This is a genomic window from Vibrio sonorensis (assembly GCF_001854765.1).
Classification (GTDB): domain Bacteria; phylum Pseudomonadota; class Gammaproteobacteria; order Enterobacterales; family Vibrionaceae; genus Vibrio; species Vibrio sonorensis.
Genome location: NZ_LJJE01000063.1, coordinates 249,752 through 271,928, shown reverse-complemented (window position 1 = coordinate 271,928; position 22,177 = coordinate 249,752). Strand labels below are relative to the sequence as shown.

The window sequence follows — 22,177 nt, the reverse complement described above, 5'->3', positions numbered from 1 at the left end:
TGAACACCGTTTTATTGAGTGGTATTATTTCACCGCTTTATTAATGGAAGATAAAGGATGGATAATGATGAAACTCAGTTTATGCCTAAAAACACTGGCTGTGCTCTCTTTCGCTTGCTATCTGTACTTATCACTGAAAGAAAATGCCATTGCGCTTTGGGCGGCAGAGATGGTTCCCAGAATACTTTTTCTATCTGATATATGGGTCAAATTAAAATTTATTACTTAATTTGGTTTTATCCGGTGACTTATTTTTTGACCGTTCTACAGGTGTTTTCTCTTACCCATGCAAGGTAAGGATCAAACCCATCCTCTATATCAATACAAACAATCTGAGGTACATCATAGGGGTGGATTTCAACAATAGCCGACTCTAATGTTTGGTAGCAATCATAGCGCGTTTTAATGATCAGCAATTTTTCTTTGTCACTACACACTTTTTCCTGCCAAACGTAGTGGCTTTGAATAGGCATAACTTGAATGCAAGCCGCTAATTTTCTTTGTAATAATGCCGTAATCAATGGGTTGGTATCATACGAATCGTCGATTGTAACTAAAACGATACAAAATTCTTTAGTCATGAGTCTCTTTTTATGTGATATTTAGTGACCAATTGAAAAAGGGAAATTATGAGTTCCCTCCCATAGTTCAGTTAAACTGACTAGCTTTCCGTAATTATGCGACAACAAAGACTAGTCTATAATTGAAAGGCAGAAGATTGGCTATTAAGCTGACTCTCAATTACAAAAGTGCTACGAAGAAAGCACAATACAACAACATTTTGCTCCGGAGAAAGTATGAAAACCAACAACAATGCTCATTCAGACACACTTTGTTGCCCGCTTTGTGGCAGTGATGAGTATCTGCTATCAGAAAAAGATACCATGCTATGTGCAGGTTGTGGTTCTACTTTTAACAACGTCTCTAAGCTTTCTACTAAGCCTGTCGTTTTCGCGGCTAAAGCAATCAAAGTCACTCACTTTATCCCCAACACTTTTCCTCAATAAGCTAAAGCATTGTTTCCAGTTCTCTGAGGTGATGAATCTTTGTCACCTCTAGCTTGTGATTACGGCTAACCGGCCCAACTAGCTGAACTGTTTTTACCCCAGCATTGATTCCCGCTTCTAACCCTTTTGGAGTGTCATCCACGTATAAACACTCATCTAAGGTAAACCCCATATTCATAGCGGAGTAGCGGATAAGATCGGGATCAGGCTTCCAACTGTTGGTGTCAAATGCCGAAAACACCTTACCTTCGAAAAGCTCTAACATACCCGTCAGCGCAAGTGCCCTTTCAATTTTGGCTTTAGGGCCGTTCGATGCTACACAGAATTCGACGCCTTTATTTTTCAAATAAGCAATAAGGTTAAGTGCGCCATCCATAGGCTTAAGGTGGCTTAGAAAAAGTTGGTCGAGCTCTTGGCGATAAAGTGGTTCAAGTCTATCAAGCGACACATTGATTCCAAGTCTATCTCTGGTACTGGAAAGAATATCAGCCAGCTTGCCGCCTTCGAAATGTGCAAGTGCTTCAGACATACTCAGTGTGCAACCAAAGCGATTAAATACTTTAACCAAAGCTTGGCAACACAACCTTTCACTATCGACTAAGGTTCCGTCACAATCAAAAATGATACATCGAGTTTGGGCTGCCACTAGATTCTCCTTTTTTAAGAATCATAAGCGGCTTTTTTAAGATGTGAGAAGATGAAGTTAACAGTTTAGGGTTTTGCTTTTTAGAGAAAAACAAAAACGCTAAAGGAGTCACTTTAAGCGCATGGACGCACTGCGACATTGGTCAATAATTACCCAGAAATACATACTGCGATTGTAACAGTTACAACTCCATCCAAACCGCGTTGGGATTCATTTGGTTTTCCGCCAAATAGTAATTAATTAGTTGTTTGGCAAATCCCTCAACTTCTTTACCTTGCGTCTGACCTTTGTAACAGAGATCTGAAACTAGGATTGAATCGACCTCCTCAGTCACGATGCCTCCAGCAACGGGCTCTTGCCCCTTAAATCCTAGAAAAAGCGTGCAAGGTGGTTGGTAAATGACCTGAGAAAGGTATTCTAGAATCAACGACTGCTCAGACTCACTCGGCCAACAGTTTGACTGTAAAATGGCAAACATAACCGTCAATCGATGGAAATCAACCTTGTAAATTTCTTCGACGATGGGAGCGTGAGATTCAAGCGGTGTTGTTAGTTCAACTATCTCACTTCCTTGATAGCGGGAAGCGTATAGCTTTTCACCTTCGATGCTCTCTTTGGTCGGGAATTGGACGTCGATATGTTGCTTCATCCACTGATTTTTTTTCGATACGATCACTTGATTCGAAGGTGCCATGATTATCCATAATTATTATTGCTCGCTCGAAGGTTAAACCTATCTCCCCTTCACCACAAGAACAAATTCACCACGTCAGTTAAGATGAGATACACCCCTTATAAATGTCGCTCAGACAAGCTTTGTTCATTAGTTCAATATCTCGCTTTAATTCTGGTAATATCTCCCTATCGATATGAATGGAGTTAATTATGATCAAAAAGATAACCCTTTCATTGCTAATCGCATCGACCTTAGTGGCATGCGGCAGTGATGAAGTTGGCGACGTAAGCTTGGGTTTGTTTACCATGAAGGACATCAAACTCAACCACCTTCAAGACCCAATTGTCTCCGGTGTTACTTGCCATGTAGCATCGATAGAAGCAGACTTTAGCCTCGCTGACCCTAGTGATAGTTCAATCTCATGCCGACAAACTGGCGAGATCACTCCAGAAATGATTGCTCAGATCGATAAATCTAATGATGGAGAAGTCGTATTTAAAAAGTCGAAAAGTATCTTTTTTAAAAGCATGAAAATCCGTCGTATTTTGGATGCAGACAATCAAACGCTGATGTACTTGTCATACTCAACTAAAGAGACATCTGGAAGCTTTAAACACAGTCTTTCTACCGTTCCTCTTTGGGGCACCAAAGCTTTTAACTCTTATAAACCTGAATAGGTTTACAAGTCGCACCAGCAGACTTCCTCCTGCATGACGAATGTAATTTTTGAAAGTCATCTCAAAATAATGTGATATCATGCAGGATTATTTCCTTATCCATCATCTAAAATGAAGTTTCCCGGTCAGCGTAAATCTAAACACTATTTTCCAACTCACGCTCGTGATCCTCTAATCAAACAGATCCACAATACACCCAAGCTCTATCGACCCATTGTCGTCGGTGTTGGGCAAACCATTGTAGACATCGAAGCCTGCGTCGATGACGCATTCTTGGCCAAGTATGATCTAAGTAAGGGTCATTCCCTCGTTTTAGAAGAGAGCAAAGCCGATGCACTGTATGAAGAATTGGTCGACAGAGGCCTAATTACGCACCAATACCCCGGTGATACTATCGGCAATACCTTGCACAACTACTCAGTACTTGCTGACAGTAAATCCGTGTTGTTGGGGGTAATGTCAAAAAACATCGAAGTAGGTTCGTTTGCTTACCGTTATTTGTGCAGAACGTCTTCAAGAATGAATCTCAACCACTTGCAGGTAGTTGATGGACCAATAGGCCGCTGCTATACGCTGATCTCTGCTGATGGAGAGCGCACCTTCGCGATTAACGAAGGACACATGAATAAACTCAGCCCTGACAGCATTCCAAGTAGCGTATTTGAAAAGGCTTCCGCATTGGTGGTTTCCTCATATTTAATGAGAGGCAACCCAAAAGATCCAATGCCACAAGCGGTAGCTCGTGCCATTGCTGTTGCCCGTGATAATGGGGTTCCTGTCGTACTTACACTTGGAACCAAGTGGGTGATTGAAGGCAATGCAGAATGGTGGCAGCGCTATTTGAGTGAAAACATCGATATAGTGGCAATGAACGAAGAGGAAGGATTGGCACTCACCGGAGAATCTGACCCACTTTTAGCAGCAGACCGCGCACTTGATTGGGTAGATCTAGTATTATGCACCGCGGGTCCTACTGGCTTATACATGGCTGGTTACACCGACGAAAGTGTAAAACGTGAAACAGAACTGCCTCTTTTGCCGGGCAATATTGCGGAATTTAACAAGTACGAGTTTAGTCGTGCGATGCGCAGAATGGATTGTACCCATCCTGTTAAAGTGTATTCTCATATCGGCCCGTATCTAGGTGGTCCGTTGGAGATCAAAAACACCAATGGTGCTGGAGATGGTGCTCTATCTGCACTTTTACACGATATGGCAGCAAACAACTTCCATCAGCGCAACGTGCCTAACTCCTCTAAACATGAACAACCCTTTATGACCTATTCGTCTCTGTCTCAGATCTGTAAATATGCAAATCGCGTCAGTTACGAAGTATTGACTCAGCACTCCCCTCGACTCTCTAGAGCGCTTCCCGAGCGTGAAGATAGCTTAGAAGAAGCCTATTGGGATAGATAGAACTTCAAAGAGCCGCTATTGCGGCTCTTTTTTTACCGGTTCAAACTCTAGCCGGTCATCCACCACCAAATAGCAGTCCATTCCCGCTGCGTGCGCGGCTTGCAGGCCTAACTGAGTGTCTTCAAATACCACACACTGGCTCGGCTCTATTCCCAGAGCTTGTGCTGCTTTTAAAAATGTGTCCGGATGAGGTTTGTGGTTCTCGACATCACTCGCCGTCACTAAAGCGTCGAGTTTATCTAACAATCCACTTTCCGACAGCAGTCGCTCTGCACTTTCCCGCTGACTCCCAGTACCGATAGCAACAGGTAATTGTCCAACAAAATGATCGAACACCTGCTTCGCGCAATCGATAGTCGCAGGAGTAACATCCATTTTCGCAAACGTTTTTACTTTGAACTTAGAGACCAAAGTGGCATCGAGATTAAGCCCAAATTCCCGGTTTATTTGCGCGACAATTTTAAAACTCGGCATCCCACCTAAACCGTTTAGCCATTCCCGAGTGAATGGAAAACCAAACTCTTGCGCAGTGAGTTCCCAAGCGTCTAGATGAGCGGGCATGGTATCTAAAAGCGTGCCGTCCATATCAAAGATCAACCCTTGATATTTGTTTATATCTTCAATCATTTATCCGAATTCTTTAGAAGTAAGTCACACCAATAACAACACATGTAAAATCCCAGTTCAATACACTGCTAGAAATCTGATTATATTGATATATTGCTCATTAGTTACTACGCTTTGAGCATAATAACTACCCAATTAACCTCGATGCCTTGTTTCATCGAGAATTGCTTGGATGACAATTAGTAGCTTTGCTTTGGCGGCTTCTCGATGTCACTTGGATATACAATAAATCACAGTACAAACTTTAGGTAGTCTTATGAATATCAAGCAAAAACTGTATTCATTGGGTGCAATTGCTATTTTGGGCATCATCGTTTTGATGGCCTCGACATTTCACTTCTCCCGAACAACAGATCAACTGAGTCAAGCTAAGCTCTTGGTAGCGGAGCTAGAAATTCGCCTGTTAAACCTCAGACGTAACGAAAAAGATTTTTTACTGCGTTCTGACAGCAAATACCTAGGTCGATTTAATGACAACATGACGCTCTTTCTCCAAACTGAGTCCGAGCTCGCATCGCTGTTAAAACAACACGACCTTCCCTCTAGCGCCAAACTTCGCGAAGATATTCTTGCGTATCAAAAAGGCTTTCAGAACCTAGTAGCTGGTTTCGAAACATTTGGCCTTGATGACAAGTCGAACTTGCTGGGTGCGTTTAACGCTGAGTTAGAGAAGTTGCGACCAAGTCTAAACAGCGGACAACTCATTGCACTTGCGGAGTTCAGTGACCTCGCTGTTGGGGGGAGTTAAATACTGGTTTGGTGCCCTTTGCCGAAGGAACGCCTCTCATTGATGCGGCACAAGCTTTAGTTAATCAAAAGCAACTTGTCGGGGTCAAATACAATGTCGGCTTGTTAGGTGAGACTAGAGGCCTATCTCATGCGGTTGAAAAGCAGTTTAAGTCATTCTCTGCCTCTCTTTCTGAGCAATCTGATGTATACACACATAACATTTTCGTGTTTAAGCAGGGAATCACTGTTGCTGTAGTGCTACTCATACTGATTGGTATATTGCAAATTTCCCGTTCTATCAATTTGCAGGTGACTTCACTTCTATCTATCATCCAGCAAATTTCGCAAACCAATAACGTTAGCTTGCGAGCCCAACTAACTGGCAAAAATGAACTGGTCTCGATCGGGGAATATTTTAATAGGCTGTTAGACAAGTTCGAAAACCTTATCTCCAGTACTCAAGACAAATCGTCCCAGCTATCGTCTAGCACTTCGAGTATGCACAATGAACTCGCCTCGGTTATGGAGCAGTTTAAGGTACAAGTAAATCATACCGAAGCCATGGCATCGTCGATCAACGAGATGTTAGGTACTCTTACCCAAATCTCTGAAAGCACCTCTACCGCCAGCCAAGGCGTAATGCAGGCAACTGAAAATGCCATAACAGGTAGAGACGTTGTTAAAACGACAGTCAGCAACATAGACGCACTCTCTACCACGCTAGCGGAAAGTGAAGCCTCAATTTCTTCGCTCAATCAACACGTGGACCAAATCGGTAACGCGGTCACCATTATTCAAGAGATTGCCGAACAAACTAACTTGCTCGCGCTTAACGCTGCAATCGAAGCAGCACGTGCCGGAGAACAAGGTCGTGGATTTGCTGTCGTAGCCGACGAAGTTAGAGCACTTGCCAGCCGTACCCATGACTCTACTGAAGAGATAACTAAAGTCGTCACGGCGATTCAAAGTCAGATGTCGAACGTGGTGAGTAATATTACTCAGTGCAACGCGCAAGGCCAAGAAACTTTGGTTGCCTCGCAACAGCTCGACGACAGCCTTAGTCAGATTCTGTCAGATATGGAAGAAATAAAGTCAAATTCGGAATACATTGCCGGTGCTATCGATCAGCAAAATGGTGTTATGGAACAAGTGAGTTCCGCAGTTGACGAATTGGGCAGTATTTCCGAGCGAAATATGCGCTCTGCTGAACAGTGCCTCTTAGAGGTTGATCACGTGCAGTCGCAAGCCTCTAAGATGGATGAGGTCGTCGCTGACTACAAGGTTGAACAGTAAAACAAGTAAGGGGCGAAAGCCCCTTTTTACACTGCTAGTGCTTTACATTGCTCGCCTACGCCCAATTACTGCTTTACTCCGATCTCAATCCCTTTACAATGTCCGCAAAACACCGCAAGAAAGAGAACATACCATGTCAATACAGTGGTTTCCGGGTCATATGCACAAGGCTCGAAAAGAGATAGAAGAAGCGATCCCTCAGGTCGATGTCATAATTGAGGTCCTCGACGCACGTATCCCTTTTAGTAGTGAAAACCCTATGATCTCTGAGCTGCGTGGGGATAAACCCGTCGTCAAAGTGCTCAACAAACGCGATCTTGCCGATCCTGAACTCACTGAACTTTGGATAGAACATTTCGAGAAAGAAAAAAATGTCAAGGCGATGGCTATTACAACCACCAATGTCAACGAAGTGAACAAAATCCTAGAGTTGTGCCGAAAACTCGCTCCACACCGAGAAGAGATTGGCAAAAACATTCGCACCATGATTATGGGTATCCCAAATGTTGGCAAGTCTACAATTATCAACACCCTAGCAGGCCGCACCGTCGCTCAGACAGGTAACCAACCAGCGGTGACTAGACGCCAGCAACGCATCAATCTTCAAAACGGTATTGTTTTGTCCGACACCCCAGGGATTCTGTGGCCTAAGGTGGAAAACCCACACAGTGGTTTCCGTTTGGCCGCAACTGGTGCAGTTAAAGATACAGCGATGGAATATGACGAAGTTGCGTTTTATACCGTTGAATATCTCGCCGAGGTATATCCAAATCGACTCAAGGAACGCTACCAAATAGACGAACTACCAAGTAGCGATCTCGAAATTATGGAAGAGATTGGAAGACGCCGAGGCGCTCTGCGCTCTGGCGGACGCGTTGACCTTCACAAGGCATCCGAGATCCTTCTTCACGAATTGCGCGGTGGAACACTTGGTCAAGTAACGCTCGAAAAACCAGAGATGATCACTGAAGAACTAGTTCAAGTAGAAATCGAAGCGGCTAAGAAAGCCGAAGCCAAGGCTAAGAAGAAAGAAGAAAGACGCAAACGTTACTTAAAGAATAAACGTTAACGAGCAATCACCACAGCCAAAGGCGGTGGTTTAGAGATAACAACGAAAGGGCTGCCATGCAGCCCTTTTTGCTATATGCCTGCTAACTGTCGTAGGTGGCTTTCCAACTCATCCCATGGTAGTAGTTGGGAATCGATGACTTCCAACCTTGACTCAAACCCATCTAAGGTAAGCTCATTAACCGACACCACGCCATTTGTAACATTAAAGGCGTAACAGCTTTATCGGTGTTTAGCACGGCTTTAATTCGCTCCGCGTTTAGGGCGGAAAGCAATGAAAAGACTTTGTCGAAATCAAACTGGTATTCCGCACCAAACAACCAGCCACAACTCACATACCCTTGCCCTTTGTTCTCTTTTCTAGCAAATGGTTCTCCCGGTGCAAGTTGAAACTGCGGTTCCATCTCAGCGTGATGGTGATGATGAGTTTCAATCCGAGTTGCCTCGTCACCTTTTCGTCTTTCGATATCAAGTAGCTCAAATGGCAATTGGCCGTTTTTCACTAACTTGTGAAATACCTTTGGTGGCGTTTGATTAGTAAGCCAATCGTTGAATGCATCAATGTCATGAACTTGGCACAAGTCTACTTTATTGCCTATCACTACATCGGCACTGTCTAACTGGTCGTTAAAATTTTGGTTACTTGTGTATTTTGAGTCGGAAAAATTTCTAGGGTCTACCAGTGCAATCGTCGCCTTTAAATCCACATAACCCCTGTATTGCTCAGAGGTCAATGTCGCCATCACCTGCTTGGGGTGCCCTAACCCTGTTGGTTCAATGATCAAGCGATCAGGCTGCTGTCGCAATAAGGCATTTATGCCTACGGACATGGGTACACCGGCGGTACAGCACATGCAACCACCCGGAACTTCTTTAATAAGTGCTCCTTGGTCAGCCATCATGGCTCCATCTATTCCAATCTCCCCAAACTCATTAACTAACACTGCCCACTTTTGGTCGGCCGGTTTTTCTTTTAAAAGATTGAGAATAGCGGTGGTTTTCCCCACTCCTAGAAAACCTGTGATGATATTAGTTGGAACCCGTTGATCCATCGACATACTCCGTTTTTTAGCATTACCTATATATACCTCAATCAGTTATGAGATAACATCACTTCGTGGTTTTTAAGTGCATAAACGACAAAAGGCGCACTCGGTGAGCGCGCCCTATCCCTCGTGACTCATATCGTGAGTTTGCGGTTCAGGTCTTACAAATCGGCCTGAAATAATACGAGGAAGTAACAATATTAGTTGAATCCATCCAAATTGTACGTAAGGCGTTTTAGTCCTCCCTGCGAGTCGGTTCAGATTTACCTTACACTTTAACTATGGCTCAAATCCCCGTAACTTCAAGGCTAAAGCTGTGATTTCGTACGCACTTTTTTGTCATTTTTGCAATTCATATTTCCAATCTTGGCCCTGTATCAGAATGATTGAATCCTTATAATTACAAGTTGTAATCTCACAACCGTTGAATGTTAAAAATGGCAAATCCAGTACGTAGAATGACATCTCTAGTATCTAGAATACCGAAAGACAATCTCAATCAGTTTTTGTCTAGGGACAAGACTCCAATATCGGTGCTGCTACTGGCCATTGTCGTCGGAATCGTTGCTGGTTTGTTAGCCACTCTTTTTGAGATGGCAATTCATTTTGTTTCTGAATACAGAACCGACTGGCTTAGAGAACAGATCGGCGGTGTTATTCCCCTTTGGCTCGCCGCGTTCTTAATTAGTGCCCTTTTAGCGTTTGTTGGATACTACTTGGTACATCGATTCGCCCCAGAAGCCTCTGGTTCTGGTATTCCTGAAATTGAAGGGGCAATGGATGGGATTCGTCCAGTGCGCTGGTGGCGAGTTATTCCAGTAAAATTTATTGGCGGAATGGGCGCACTAGGTTCTGGTATGGTTCTTGGCAGAGAAGGTCCAACAGTGCAAATGGGGGGGGCCGTGGGTCGAATGATTTGCGATCTGTTTCGAGTAAAGAGCGACGATACAAAACACTCCCTACTCGCCTCTGGTGCCTCGGCAGGGCTTGCTGCCGCATTCAATGCCCCTCTTGCTGCAATTATGTTTGTCGTCGAAGAGATGCGCCCCCAGTTTCGCTACTCTCTAATCTCGATTAAAGCGGTGATCATTGCCGCCGTTACCGCCAATATCGTTTTCCGCTTTATCAACGGCCAATCTGCTGTAATTGAAATGCCCCAATACGATGCGCCGGAACTGAAAACCTTGTGGCTCTTTCTTGTACTTGGAGCCCTATTCGGCGGATTTGGTGTACTCTTCAACAAACTTGTCACCTTAGCTCAAGACGGCTTTGCAAAAGTCCATCGTCACGACCGTAAGAGATACTTGATCACTGGTTCTTTAATTGGCGGCACCTTTGGCTACTACTCTTGTATCTACCTGAAATTACCGGTGGTGGTGTTTCTCTAATTCCTGAAGTGGCAAATGGCGAATACGGTGCAAAATTCCTGCTACTCTTGTTTGCACTGAGAATTTTAACTACCTTGATATGCTTTGGTTCCGGCGCTCCGGGTGGCATTTTCGCCCCTATGTTAGCTTTGGGTACGCTATTTGGTTACGCCTTCGGATTGTTGACCAATCAATGGTTTCCCGAATTTGCCTCTGAGCCAGGACTGTATGCTATCGCTGGAATGGGAGCTCTGTTTGCCGCTACTGTGCGCGCACCCATTACCGGAATTTTGCTGGTCATTGAAATGACCAATAACTACTACCTTATTTTACCTTTGATTATCACCTGCTTAGGCTCGGTGATTTTTGCTCAATTGTTCGGCGGACAACCGTTATACAGCCAGCTTCTGCATCGAACTATCAAAAATGAGAAGTTAAGACAGCAAGATCTACCTATAAGTGACAAATGACAATTGCATAGCAAACGGTTGGCTTGCTATCATTTTCGCCCCCAAAACAACGGATTGACTGATTTGTGAATAGTAAAGCACATTTTCAGTTGAAATAGTGCATTTTAGGAGCGAATTTGAACTGGCGTAGATTGACTCAGGTCCAGAATGTCCCCCCTTCTCAAGCCTCGCTGGCGTTAGGTATTATTGGTTTAGGACACGCCTGGGCATTATACGTGCCAGAAATAGGAACGGTGATCCGCCCGTACTTAGCTGGGCTTGGTGCACTGTTACTTTTACCCGTTCTGCTACGCTACCTAACGAGTTATCAAACCTTTATCAACGATATCAGAAATCCGTTAAGTGGCAGTTTAATGGCTCCTATGAGTATGGCCCTATTGATCCTTTGCGATTATTTGGCGGCAGTATCGACATTCATCGCCTATCCCATTTGGTTTGTAGCACTACTGCTTCACTTTACAATGATGGTGCTTTTCTTTGGTTTTCAGATTATCAACTTTAAGATGTCCAACATCGTCCCTAGCTGGTTTTTGTATCCAGTAGGGCTAATTAGCTCTTCATTGGCAGGTTCACAGTTTGGGCACACGGTGTTTTCAGAGTTTCTGGTTTCTATTTGCATCGCAATTTACTTTTTCATGTTGCCACTGGTACTTTATCGACTGGTGTTTGAAGGCAATCTACCTAGAAGAGCTCGCCCTACCCTCGCCATTATGGCTGCCCCGATAAATCTGACGCTTGCGACTTACTTGGTTAACTTCGACCAACCGGACCCTATTTTAACGGGTGCATTAGCTGGTATCGCGGTGACCATGACTTTACTTATTTATTTGTGTTACATACGCTTAATGCGATTGAAATTTCAACCATCTATCGCTGCCGTCACGTTCCCATCGGTTATTAGTGCTATCGCTATGCACCGTTTAACCGCGTTTTTTGAACATTACCATCCGCATTGGCATTGGCTTCATCATTTTGGTTTTTTGGAACTGAGTATTGCTACTGGATTGGTAATTTGGGTGTCTGTAGGTTATGTAAAACTGTACTGGCCTGAAATATTTTCAAAACGTCGTACTCAAATTAAACATTGATGATATTAATTTAGATAGGCTTCCAAAGCCTTAGCAACTAATAAACATATTAGTACAAAGTATATTTTTATTTGCAATTAAGCGCAAAGAAATCATTTTTCATACTCGCATTAATATCAAAGTTCATTCATATATCTCCTGTCAGCTGGCACTGGTTTTTGAATTAAAAGGATATATGCATTATGAACATGATCAATCACTACCCGACGTTGCCAGAATTTATTTCTAGTAAAATCGACTTCTATCTCGATGATCTGATCCAATCTAACAACAACGGTAAGCACTTAGTGCTGGGTAAGAGGCCAAATAACCAAGATATTGTTTTACAAAGCAACGACTATTTGGATCTATCAAACAACAAAGAAATTGTCGAACGCCATATCTCGTCTATCCGATCTGGCCAAGACTCTCCTTTTATGTCTGGTATTTTCCTGCAAGATGAAGAATCTAAACCCGCTCTTGAACACAGATTAGCGGCCTTCACAGGATTTTCTTCTTGCTTGTTATCACAATCTGGATGGAGTGCGAACTTAGCACTACTTCAGACGATTTGCGATAGCAATACAAAAGTCTACGTCGACTTTTTTGCCCACATGTCATTGTGGGAAGGTGCGCGAATCGCAGGTGCAGAAATTCATCCATTTATGCACAATAACGTTCGTCATTTCAAAAAGTTAGTTAAACGCCATGGCCCCGGTGTTTTATTGGTCGATTCCATCTACAGTACAATAGGAACCATTGCACCGTTAGAAGAGTTGATTGAAATCGCTAAAGAGTATAACTGTGCCGTGGTTGTCGATGAGTCCCACTCTTTAGGTACTCATGGTAAGTACGGTTCAGGACTTTTGAATCACTTGGGGTTGACCAAAAAGGTTGATTTTATGACCGCGAGTTTAGCTAAGACGTTTGCCTATCGAGCTGGTGCAATATGGTGTAACAATCGCGCTAACGATTGTATTCCTTTTGTGGCTTACCCAGCGATTTTTAGTTCGGCGATGCTGCCTTATGAACTCGACCGTATTGAGGCTACACTCGACGTCATTTTGAAAAGTGAAGAGCAACGAAAACACTTGGCGATACAGGCGGATAAACTCGCAAATGGATTGCGAGCTCTTGGCTTAACCATACGCAGTGAGTCTCAAATTGTCGCTTTAGAAACAGGAGACGAGCAAAATACTGAAAAAGTACGCGATTTTCTTGAATGTAATGGCGTGTTTGGTGCCGTTTTTTGTCGTCCAGCTACGACGCCAAATAAAAACATCATTCGTTTTTCACTTAATTCATCGGTCACTGACCAAACTATTCAGCATATTATTCAAGTATGTCAAAAAGCATATCAACAACCAGATATGTATTTTGTATAAATAATAACTATTCTTAAATCCAATTAGATATTTTATCTAAAAGATGGTCTGTTGGCGCAGGTTTTATAATATAGTCATTCATCCCCGCTTGCTGTATTTTTTCTATAGCAGGTGGGGTTGAATCACCGGTGTGACCTAAAATAGGAATATTGGCATAAACTTGATTTGAAGTACGAATTTCGTTGGTCGCTTGTAAGCCATCAATTTTTGGCATTTCAATATCCATTAATATTAGGTCAATGTTTTCACCAGCGATTTTCTCCAGTGCTTCTTCTCCATCTTGAACCTGAATCACTTCAAATCCCTGTTGCTCAAGCAGTATTGATGTGTAGTTTCTAAGAGAATGGTTATCATCGGCTATCAAAATCGTCTTTCCCGTTACTTTTTCAATAGTGGGTATCACGTTTCGATTTGAAGTGTCCGCGTTAAAGAACAACTCATTAACCACTTTCTTACTATCCAACAGTAACGAGTGTTTTTCTAAGGCCTCAAAGCTCAAGTGACGATCATAGTTGTTGTGGTAACGATGTGAACGATTATATAAATAGACAATTTTTGCTTCAGTGAAATGGAGCAGGTTCTCCAATTGGCTTCGTTGGTTCGGTTTTTCATTAAACACATCAAGATCGATAAGTATAACGTTGTACTCAAACTCGTACTCCTGACGGCAGCACGCAGAATCCACGCTGGCAAAGGTCAAACTAAACCCTTGATAAAATGCTGACTCACTCAACATTTTAGACAACTGTCCTTCTTCACCTATGTATAAGATTGATTTGTCTTTGATCAGTTGCAGCTTTAATTGGTCGACATCTTTCGACTCGTAGCTCGGAAACGTCAAAGTAAAGAGCGTCCACTCTCCAACGATAGAACGGCAAGTAATATCCCCTCGAACCGCTTTCATCACTTTTTTACAAAATGGCAGACCAAGTCCGTAACTATTTGTTTTTCCTGATGTATAAAAGTCTTTAAAGATGTTCTCCATCGTATCGGGATCGATGCCAACACCGTTATCTATAAAAGTAAGCTCGTTATAGGTGTCCCCTTTTCTCAGTTTAATCTCGATCTCAAACCGGTCATTATTCTGATAGTAGAAGGCATTTTTTAACAGGTTATACAAAGCGTACTTTAGCAAGGTGTCACTGCCTAAGAACTGAAAGTCCTGTTCAAGGTCGACTTTAACGACTCTCCTATCACTGGCTTTTTTATACGAAAAACTGTCGATCGCCTGTTGCGTTACTTCGGCGACGGAGTGCTTAACAAACGTACTGGTAGAAACTCGATTCTGGTCAATCGATGTGAGCAACAGGTCGATGGTTTCATTACCCGTTCGGATCACCTCTTGGGCATCGGTAAGTACTTCTCGTGCCAGTGCCACTTCATCAGCGGTAATGCGATAACTTTGGCTTTTTTCCAGTTTTGGATTTGGTAACACCGAATTAAGCACCTCTAAAGAGGCTTTTAGTGCGCCGAGAGGATTGCGCATCTCATGGGCAATACCAGCTCCAAAATATTTGGCGATCGACACTTTAGTTTCGTGTTCTACCTGATTTCTAAAGAAGAACAGGTTTCCGAACACGTAAGTAAAGATAAAAATCGGAATATAGGGCCACACGACTTCTTGTGATGCCTGTTGTGAATCTAACCCATAGACGGAAAAATAGGCCAGCGCGATACATATCGCGGCCTGCGATAACATAATGCTTGAGGTATGAACTAACAGAATATGTAGGAAGATTGAGGCCATAAAAGACATGGCCCACACCGTATTCCACCCATTTTTAAACATCATAAATGAGAAGAAAAACGGCAAACAAGCACCTATGGTCACTAAGTAATAATAGGCAAAGTGCTTTTGTATGTGATTCGGTAATTGCTTTCTAAAAGCAATTACACCAAACATTATCGAGCCGAGAATACGTAGCGTTAGGCTTTCATATGGCTGAGGAAACAGATATACCCAAGTGTAATAATAGACAGGGAATCCGATGAACCCCATCCAACCAACTAAGGTCAGATTGGGTTCAGCGTATTCGTAGATTTTACGTACCGCCTCTTTAACCATCGCGCAACCAACTCACCCTTAAAAGAGTGTTTATTTTTTCTCTTTAATTCTTAGCACAGAACCGAGCTATACCCCAAGCAGCAACGTAAAAAGAATAACGTCCCTTTTAGGGTTTAACCCGCGTAAACTGACACATGACTTCCATTTCTTGACGGTTGAACATCAAGCGTAATGACATTTGTTCTTTTAATTCACTTACATGTGATATCACGCCAATGGTTCGTCCACCCTGTTGCAGATCAACTAATGTCTTAACCGCCAAATCGAGAGATTCCGGATCTAGGCTACCAAAACCCTCATCGATAAACAGTGTTTCTAGTCTCACTCCACCACTATACGACTGTACGACATCGGAAAGCCCTAACGCGAGTGCGAGGGCTGCCATAAATGATTCACCACCCGAAAGTGTAGCCACATCTCTCTGTTTACCCGAATAACTATCTTCAACCAATAAGTCTAGTCCCGAACCCGCATTGCCTTTTGAACGTTCATTTTTCCGCATCAGCAGATATCGTCCTTTACTCATTTGCAGTAATCTCTGCGAAGACTGAATAAGTACGTCGTCGAGAAGGACTCCGAGTACAAAGCGATGAAGGCTAACCTTAGCGCCTGTCTTCCCGTTTGCCACGTCGCTTAACGTACCAAAGACTTGGTATTCTGCCTCAAGCGCCGCGTTTTGTTCTTTAATCGCCTTAATTCGCTCGCTAACTTTTAGCAAGTTCTCTACGGTGGTTTGTACTAGTGTATAGGCTTCTAACGCCTGTGTATGGGAAATTTGCGACTCTTTCTCCACTTTTTCAAGAGCTACCGAGTCCGGTTTAGCCACGCCGCTGAGCTCCTCATTTAAAACCTTCATTTTTGCATTCAATGTCACTTTAGAATGTTGATGGTCTTCTAAACGCTTATCAAGTTTTTCCAGCTCCGTAATCGACATTGATGACGCGAGATAAATATCTTCACTCTCAAACGAACTCTGTTCTAATTCCGATATCCAAGCTGAAAGTTTTTGATCATATAGTTGTACTAATTTGGCTAATTCCCCTTCCTGAGCCGCAACTTTGCCTTGTACTTGCGCTAACTTTTGCTTCTTTTCCGACACTAAACTATTTAAACGCAACTCTTCTGATACTAACGCTTCAACTTGCTTTTTAACTTGGTTCAGCGCATCAAACACCTGCTGTTCGCTTTGGAATTCACTTGGGATTGATGATTTAAGCTGTAGCATTGCAGCGTTACTGGCCGACTCTTCTAGTTGAACTTGCTTAAGTTGCTCCGACAACTGTTCTATATCGCGAGCTAAATCTTTTGACTGCGTTTGCATCTCAATCAGTTGGCTTTCAAGCGAGTCGATGTTTATGCGCTCTAGCTCGGAAATGCTTTTACCTAGTGATTCCACTTTTTCATCAAAATAGCACTGACTCTTATCGGCTTGCTCCCCCAACTGCGCACGCCAGCCAATCACCGCCTGCTCAACTTTGGCCAAATCTGTTTTCGCCACCACAAGAGCATCCGAAGCAGATTTCACCAACGCATCCATTTCATTTTGACGACCTCTGGCGATCTCTACTTGCTCTTTAGTTACCGTCTTTTCAGTCATTAATGCCGGTGATGGATGATCGAGACTACCGCACACTGGACATGCTTTTTGGTCTTCCAACGTCATTGCTAATATAGCCGCTTGCGACAAGTGCCAGTCCATCTCCTGACTGTCAGCGTATTGCTTTGCTTTTAGTGCTTGTTGCTCTGACGACGCATGGTATTTAAAGGCGTGGTCATACACTTCTTGATAGTGCCGTTGGGCCGATAAAGTGTTGGCGAGCTCTTTCGCTGTTTGTTGCAAACGAGCTTCTTTGTTTAACTGCTCTTTAAGCAGTGGCAACTGCGCACGCTGCTCTTTGCCTTGTAGGAGCTGCTGTTCGACTGCCTCATGCTGTTTTTGCAATTTTGCACTTAGCTGATCTTTTTGTTCTTTCTCTCGACAAAGTTCAGCCACTCTATTTTTCAGCTGCAAATCCTTGGCTTGATTTATCGACAGCTTTTTAAACTTGGCCTGTATATCGGTAAGAAGAAATACCCTCTCTTTTAAATCATTCACCGATTTTGCTGCATCGTGGGCTTGCTCCCACTGCGTCATAGCTTGGGCCAGCTCAACTTTAATTTGTCGCTCGCTGGCTTTCGTGACCTCTAGAGATTGCTCACTTTCAACTCTTTGACTCGCTAAAGTGGTTTTCTGGTTATAAACTTCACTAAGTTTTGACGCTTCCATTGCCAGCTTGCGTCTCACCACTTGCTCTTCAAACCAACCACTTTTCGTTTCAAGTGCGTCGAGTTCTGTTTTCACCTTTTCTGCTTGTTCAAACTTCTCATTTAGCGACGCTGCATTTTTGACGTCCGTTCTTGCGTTTTCTAGTGCTTTAGATGACAACTCAAGATGGGCGCTTTTCTCCTTTTTCAAAGGCTCTAGCGCTTGTAATTTTTCTTGTAGCGCCTGTTCATCTTCAACAGATGCTACGTCCAGCGCACCTTTTAATTGACTATCAAACTCTTCTTTTCTCTTTCTTATTCCTGCGGCTTGTTCAAATAGAAGCCGCTCAATTTGCTGATAATGCTCCGTTTGAAAAAGCCTTCCAAAAATCTGTTCACGTTCTTTTGAACTTGCGGTAAGCAGTTCTCGAAACTTGCCCTGAGGCAACACGGTTACTTGCCTAAACTGTTTTACGTCTAAGCCAATTCGGGCGGCGATTTCTTTTGTCACTTGCGAGGGTTTTTCTGCAATCAACTCGCCCTTATCACCATTGGCGTCCAATTTGTAAAGCACCGCAGAGTGGGTCTTTTTGGTTAGGCCTTCACCACGTTTTTTGGGGACAAATTGATCAGGACTTCTTTGTACCAAATAGCGATCTTTCGCCAAAGAGAAGCTGAAACACACTTCACACACAGACGTCTCTGGAGCTAAGTCACATCGCATCTGGTCACCGGTGCGTTCGCTGCCAGTAGTTTCACCATACAAAGCGAAACAAATGGCATCTAAAATCGAACTTTTCCCCGAACCCGTTGGCCCATTAATCAAAAACAGAGCTGCATGGCCCAGTTTTTCAAAATCGACGATTTGACGCTGTGCAAAAGGTCCAAACGCTTCTAACGTGAGATTTATCGGTTTCACTTGTCGTTTTCCTCGCCTTTTTGCATTTGTCTCAATAGTTGTTTCATCGCATCTTGCTGGTCGTCACTCAAGGGGTGCTGCTGTACCTCTAAAAAGAAATCAGCAAACATTTCTAGCTCCCCCCTTGCCAATCTCGCTTTGGCAAGCGGTTGATCTAAGTTGACAAGCATCCCGGGTTTTTCGAGGTGTAAAACGTTTGGATACACACTCCGCAACTTTTCCATCGGATCTAAAATGGCATGTGTATCCATCAAACGAACTTGAATATAGTCATGCGAATTTGGATCAATTTGACCACTTTGCAATATGTCAGCCATGCACCCTTCAACGACACGCATGTCGTGTGGTGCTGTTAGTGATATCTGCTCTGTGTGCACTTCCCCATCGTCATCGACGTTTACCAAAGTCATACCCTTGTTATGAAATTGCTCTGAAAAGCTGTATTTCATAATTGACCCAGAATATCGAATGGTTTGCTTTCCTTTAAATTGCGGCTGGTGCAAGTGCCCTAAAGCGACATAATCAAAAGGGGCAAAGTGTTGATGGTCTACCCGTTCTGAACCGCCAATAGCAAGAGGTCTTTCTGAATCAGACCCTGACGCACCATCAACAAAACAGTGAGAAATCAATACGTTAACATGACCAGACTTTAACTTTGAAGCAATCTCTTGTGTCAAAAATTCATAAGCTTGATTGTGATCTTTTACTGGTACTTGAAACTGATGCCTTACCCTTTCTGGGTCGGTATACGGCAACCCGTAAAACGCCAACGTCTGTCCGTCTTTTTCAAATAGTACTGGATTGGTCATCTGGTCCAATTCGTGAATGATATGCAGCCCAGATGATTTCAGTTGCTGCGCCGCAAAACCAAGGCGAGCGGCTCCATCGTGATTTCCCGGAATGAGCACTATTGGAGTATTTAACTCACCACACACCTTTTCAACAAAATCTGACATAACATCAACGGCCGCGCTAGGCGGAACCGTACGATCGTAGATATCGCCAGCAATCACAAGCGCATCAACTGGATTGGACTCTATATAGGCAGATATTTGCTCCAATACTGCTTTTTGATCGTCCAACAGTGAGATATTGTGGAAATGACGGCCTAAGTGCCAATCTGAGGTGTGTAGAAACTTCATAATAGTTTGTTTTAGTTCAGTTAAGGTTCGATTCTAGCAAGAAATGATTAGGCGGGTGAAACGCTAAGTACCTCAAAGCTAAAAGAGGCGTCAAATATTGAGATTGATTAAAAAAGGACTGCATGTTGCAGTCCTCGTTACCTAATTAGGTTATCTAGCTTTACATTTTTCTATCGCATTATTCAAAAGTTCTAGCGCACTTTTGTTATTGTCAGGCAGTTTGGCATCAGAAGCCCCCAAAGGCGTGACTCTGTCACCCCACTTGATATGGCCCGCGCCCCACGTTAATCCAGCACCAAATGCAGCTAGGAGTAGATTGTCTCCGGGCTTAACCGCCCCTTCTTCTAATGCTTCACAAAGCGCAATAGGCACCGTCGCCGCCGAAGTATTGCCATATTTCTGAATGTTGATAAACGCTTTCTCTTGTTCGATTCCCGCCAAATCACACAAGGTTTGGATAATGCGAATATTAGCTTGATGAGGGATCACCACATCAACGTCTTTCGTTTGAAGTTTAGAGCGCGACAAGACTTGGTGAGCTGCCGCTCCCATTCCTTTTACCGCTCGTTTGAATATCTCTTTACCAACGAAGTTAAAATCCCAGTAGCCATTATCTGCTGCAAACCTATCCATACATGTACCAAACTTTGGAACAGCCAAGATGTCGCGACCTTCGGAATCACAACCGAGCTGAGCTTGTTGTAGCCCTACTTGATTTTCGGTTTTCGAAAGCACAACGGCCCCAGCACCATCGCCGAACAACACTGCGGTATCTCGTTTAGTCCAATCGATATAAAAAGAGAGTCGCTCAGCACCGATCACTAACGCATTACGGTAATTCCCAGACTGAATTAAACGAGTCGCGGTTTCTAGGCCGTAAACAAATCCCGTACAAGCTGCATTTAGGTCGAAGGCCGCAGCCCCTTGAATAGCTAGGTTCTGGGAAACTTTTGAGGCGATATTCGGAATTAGAGAATCTGGAGAACAGGTTGCAACGATTATCAAATCAATATCGCTTGGTGTCAGCCCAGCACAAGCCAATGCGTGCTTCGCCGCCACCGTCGCCATATCTGACGTCTCTGCATGACTGATACGGCGATTTTCAATTCCCGTACGGGTTTTAATCCATTCGTCATTGGTTTCTAAAAACGTGCTTAAATCGTTATTGGAGAGCGTGGCTGGCGGTAGACATTTACCCCAACCCGTAATTTCCGCATAAATAGAGTTCATTGCGTACCCTTTCGGTTTTAATATTTGTTTCCACTGAGTATAACTAGGTCTTATACTCGGTGTCATCCCAATGAAAAGAATCCCTTAACCTGTATCAAAGACTCGTGTGCTACCAAGTACAGGTATTAGGGACAGAAATGTGAGTAAAGCTATGTCAACATTCAATTCTCGCTGCCCGCACTGCGGTGGCGTTAATCGCGTTCCTACGGAACGAGTTTGTGAATCCCCTTCATGTGGCAAGTGTCAAGAGCCTCTACTTGACGGTAAGCCTATTGAAGGAACCAGTTTAAACTACCATGCAATATTGAAAAGCGACCTACCAATAGTCATCGACTTTTGGGCTCCTTGGTGTAACCCATGTGTCGGTTTTGCACCCGTATTTGAAGATGTAGCTGCAAATTTCAAAGGCCAAGTTAGGTTTGTGAAGATCAATACCGAAGTGGAACAGCAACTCGCTTCTGAGCATCAAATTCGCAGTATTCCTACCGTTAAAGTGTTAAAAAACGGCCAGCTCCTAGATGTCATTAACGGGGCTTTGCCAAAAAGCCAATTTGAGCAATGGTTAAGGTCAGCACTGAGTAAATAGCCATAGACGGGATTTCAATAAACTGATTTCATTATAAGAGGTATTGCAACTATATGTTTGCAGCCTCTTTTTTCTTTCTTAGGCTTCTATTGGAATGGTTGCCCACTGGCTTGCCCACACTCTTGTTCCGCTCCATATAGAGATGCCGTAGAGCTAACCAAGGGTGTTTTAACAACATTCGTGGTCCAGAATAAATCATCACTTCTCGGATCTGCTGCTTGGGATCGGGTTTATAGCAATGCACTGGGCAGCGGTTACACGCTGGTTTATGGGCTCCGTATGGGCAACGATCGAGCCTCATCTCTGCGTATTCGAGTAGCGTTTTGCACTGACTGCACAGTTCTTTACAGCCATGGCGTCCTCGGCAATAGATTAATATCATAGCCTCTATGGTTTTGAACTCTGTTAGCAACGAACCAGTCAACATCTTTTAAACCCTCTTTGTCCCCGGATCTGTATCTATTGATGATCTAGATAACAGCCCAACACCGTATATAAAGTATAAAAGCTATTTAAC

General features: G+C 43.5%; 16 protein-coding genes and 3 pseudogenes. 9 read left to right on the top strand and 10 right to left on the bottom strand.

The annotated features are described in order from the left end of the window. Window positions 1–248: 248 nt before the first annotated feature. Window positions 249–581 carry a divalent-cation tolerance protein CutA gene (cutA, locus tag BLO31_RS11470; protein WP_070966249.1) on the bottom strand — a complete coding sequence of 111 codons (333 nt, stop codon included), beginning with the start codon at window positions 579–581 and terminating at the stop codon, window positions 249–251. A 216-nt stretch (window positions 582–797) separates the two neighbouring features. Between cutA and BLO31_RS11465 the strand changes: the two genes are divergently transcribed. Further along, complete coding sequence (locus tag BLO31_RS11465) at window positions 798–1,007, top strand: hypothetical protein (RefSeq protein ID WP_070966244.1); 210 nt, start codon at window positions 798–800, stop codon at window positions 1,005–1,007. 1 nt (window position 1,008) lies between these two features. Here the strand turns inward: BLO31_RS11465 and BLO31_RS11460 are convergent, their stop codons facing one another. Together BLO31_RS11460 and BLO31_RS11455 are read right to left on the bottom strand one after the other, a co-directional pair. Further along, window positions 1,009–1,653: an HAD-IA family hydrolase gene (locus BLO31_RS11460; protein WP_070966240.1), complete on the bottom strand. Its 645-nt coding sequence runs from the start codon at window positions 1,651–1,653 to the stop codon at window positions 1,009–1,011. A 181-nt stretch (window positions 1,654–1,834) separates the two neighbouring features. Next, a complete protein-coding gene (locus BLO31_RS11455) occupies window positions 1,835–2,347 on the bottom strand; it encodes a hypothetical protein (protein ID WP_070966236.1) in 513 nt (170 codons plus the stop codon). Between the two features lie 191 nt (window positions 2,348–2,538). Here BLO31_RS11455 and BLO31_RS11450 point away from each other — a divergent pair, with 191 nt between their 5' ends. Together BLO31_RS11450 and BLO31_RS11445 are read left to right on the top strand one after the other, a co-directional pair. Beyond that, window positions 2,539–3,006 carry a CreA family protein gene (locus tag BLO31_RS11450; RefSeq protein ID WP_070966231.1) on the top strand — a complete coding sequence of 156 codons (468 nt, stop codon included), beginning with the start codon at window positions 2,539–2,541 and terminating at the stop codon, window positions 3,004–3,006. Between the two features lie 111 nt (window positions 3,007–3,117). After that, window positions 3,118–4,422, top strand: coding sequence for an inosine/guanosine kinase (locus BLO31_RS11445; protein WP_070966228.1), 1,305 nt, complete (start codon window positions 3,118–3,120; stop codon window positions 4,420–4,422). 15 nt (window positions 4,423–4,437) lie between these two features. Here the strand turns inward: BLO31_RS11445 and BLO31_RS11440 are convergent, their stop codons facing one another. Further along, a complete protein-coding gene (locus BLO31_RS11440; protein WP_070966225.1) occupies window positions 4,438–5,049 on the bottom strand; it encodes a beta-phosphoglucomutase family hydrolase in 612 nt (203 codons plus the stop codon). A gap of 256 nt (window positions 5,050–5,305) precedes the next feature. On the opposite strand from BLO31_RS11440, the pseudogene BLO31_RS11435 reads away from it, so the two are divergent. Beyond that, window positions 5,306–7,071: pseudogene (locus BLO31_RS11435) on the top strand (methyl-accepting chemotaxis protein). Window positions 7,072–7,204: 133 nt separating this feature from the next. Further along, the gene (gene ylqF / locus BLO31_RS11430) at window positions 7,205–8,140 is read left to right on the top strand and encodes a ribosome biogenesis GTPase YlqF (protein ID WP_070966221.1); all 936 of its coding nucleotides are present in this window, start codon (window positions 7,205–7,207) and stop codon (window positions 8,138–8,140) included. A 71-nt stretch (window positions 8,141–8,211) separates the two neighbouring features. On the opposite strand, the pseudogene BLO31_RS11425 reads toward ylqF, so the two are convergent. Then, a pseudogene (locus BLO31_RS11425) lies at window positions 8,212–9,191 on the bottom strand (CobW family GTP-binding protein). A 431-nt stretch (window positions 9,192–9,622) separates the two neighbouring features. On the opposite strand from BLO31_RS11425, the pseudogene clcA reads away from it, so the two are divergent. The 3 genes and pseudogenes from clcA to cqsA all read left to right on the top strand — a co-directional run bounded on the left by clcA (window position 9,623) and on the right by cqsA (window position 13,474). Continuing rightward, window positions 9,623–11,022 (top strand): annotated as a pseudogene (gene clcA / locus BLO31_RS11420) (H(+)/Cl(-) exchange transporter ClcA). Window positions 11,023–11,138: 116 nt separating this feature from the next. Beyond that, the gene (locus tag BLO31_RS11415) at window positions 11,139–12,110 is read left to right on the top strand and encodes a TDT family transporter (RefSeq protein ID WP_070966218.1); all 972 of its coding nucleotides are present in this window, start codon (window positions 11,139–11,141) and stop codon (window positions 12,108–12,110) included. Window positions 12,111–12,292: 182 nt separating this feature from the next. Beyond that, entirely contained in the window at window positions 12,293–13,474 is a 1,182-nt protein-coding gene (cqsA, locus tag BLO31_RS11410) for an alpha-hydroxyketone-type quorum-sensing autoinducer synthase (RefSeq protein WP_070966213.1), read from the top strand. A 13-nt stretch (window positions 13,475–13,487) separates the two neighbouring features. On the opposite strand, the gene BLO31_RS11405 is transcribed toward cqsA, so the two are convergent. The 4 genes from BLO31_RS11405 to BLO31_RS11390 form a co-directional block, all read right to left on the bottom strand. Then, window positions 13,488–15,539 carry an ATP-binding response regulator gene (locus BLO31_RS11405; protein WP_070966210.1) on the bottom strand — a complete coding sequence of 684 codons (2,052 nt, stop codon included), beginning with the start codon at window positions 15,537–15,539 and terminating at the stop codon, window positions 13,488–13,490. A gap of 106 nt (window positions 15,540–15,645) precedes the next feature. Further along, entirely contained in the window at window positions 15,646–18,702 is a 3,057-nt protein-coding gene (locus BLO31_RS11400) for an SbcC/MukB-like Walker B domain-containing protein (protein WP_084659783.1), read from the bottom strand. After that, a complete protein-coding gene (locus tag BLO31_RS11395; RefSeq protein WP_070966206.1) occupies window positions 18,699–19,844 on the bottom strand; it encodes an exonuclease SbcCD subunit D in 1,146 nt (381 codons plus the stop codon). The genes BLO31_RS11400 and BLO31_RS11395 overlap by 4 nt, the downstream gene beginning before the upstream one ends. 150 nt (window positions 19,845–19,994) lie before the next feature. Beyond that, complete coding sequence (locus tag BLO31_RS11390; RefSeq protein ID WP_070966202.1) at window positions 19,995–21,074, bottom strand: ketoacyl-ACP synthase III; 1,080 nt, start codon at window positions 21,072–21,074, stop codon at window positions 19,995–19,997. Window positions 21,075–21,225: 151 nt separating this feature from the next. Between BLO31_RS11390 and trxC the strand changes: the two genes are divergently transcribed. Then, entirely contained in the window at window positions 21,226–21,660 is a 435-nt protein-coding gene (gene trxC / locus BLO31_RS11385) for a thioredoxin TrxC (RefSeq protein WP_070966668.1), read from the top strand. 49 nt (window positions 21,661–21,709) lie between these two features. Here the strand turns inward: trxC and BLO31_RS11380 are convergent, their stop codons facing one another. Beyond that, complete coding sequence (locus BLO31_RS11380) at window positions 21,710–22,087, bottom strand: nitrous oxide-stimulated promoter family protein (protein WP_070966199.1); 378 nt, start codon at window positions 22,085–22,087, stop codon at window positions 21,710–21,712. Between the last annotated feature and the right edge of the window lie 90 nt (window positions 22,088–22,177).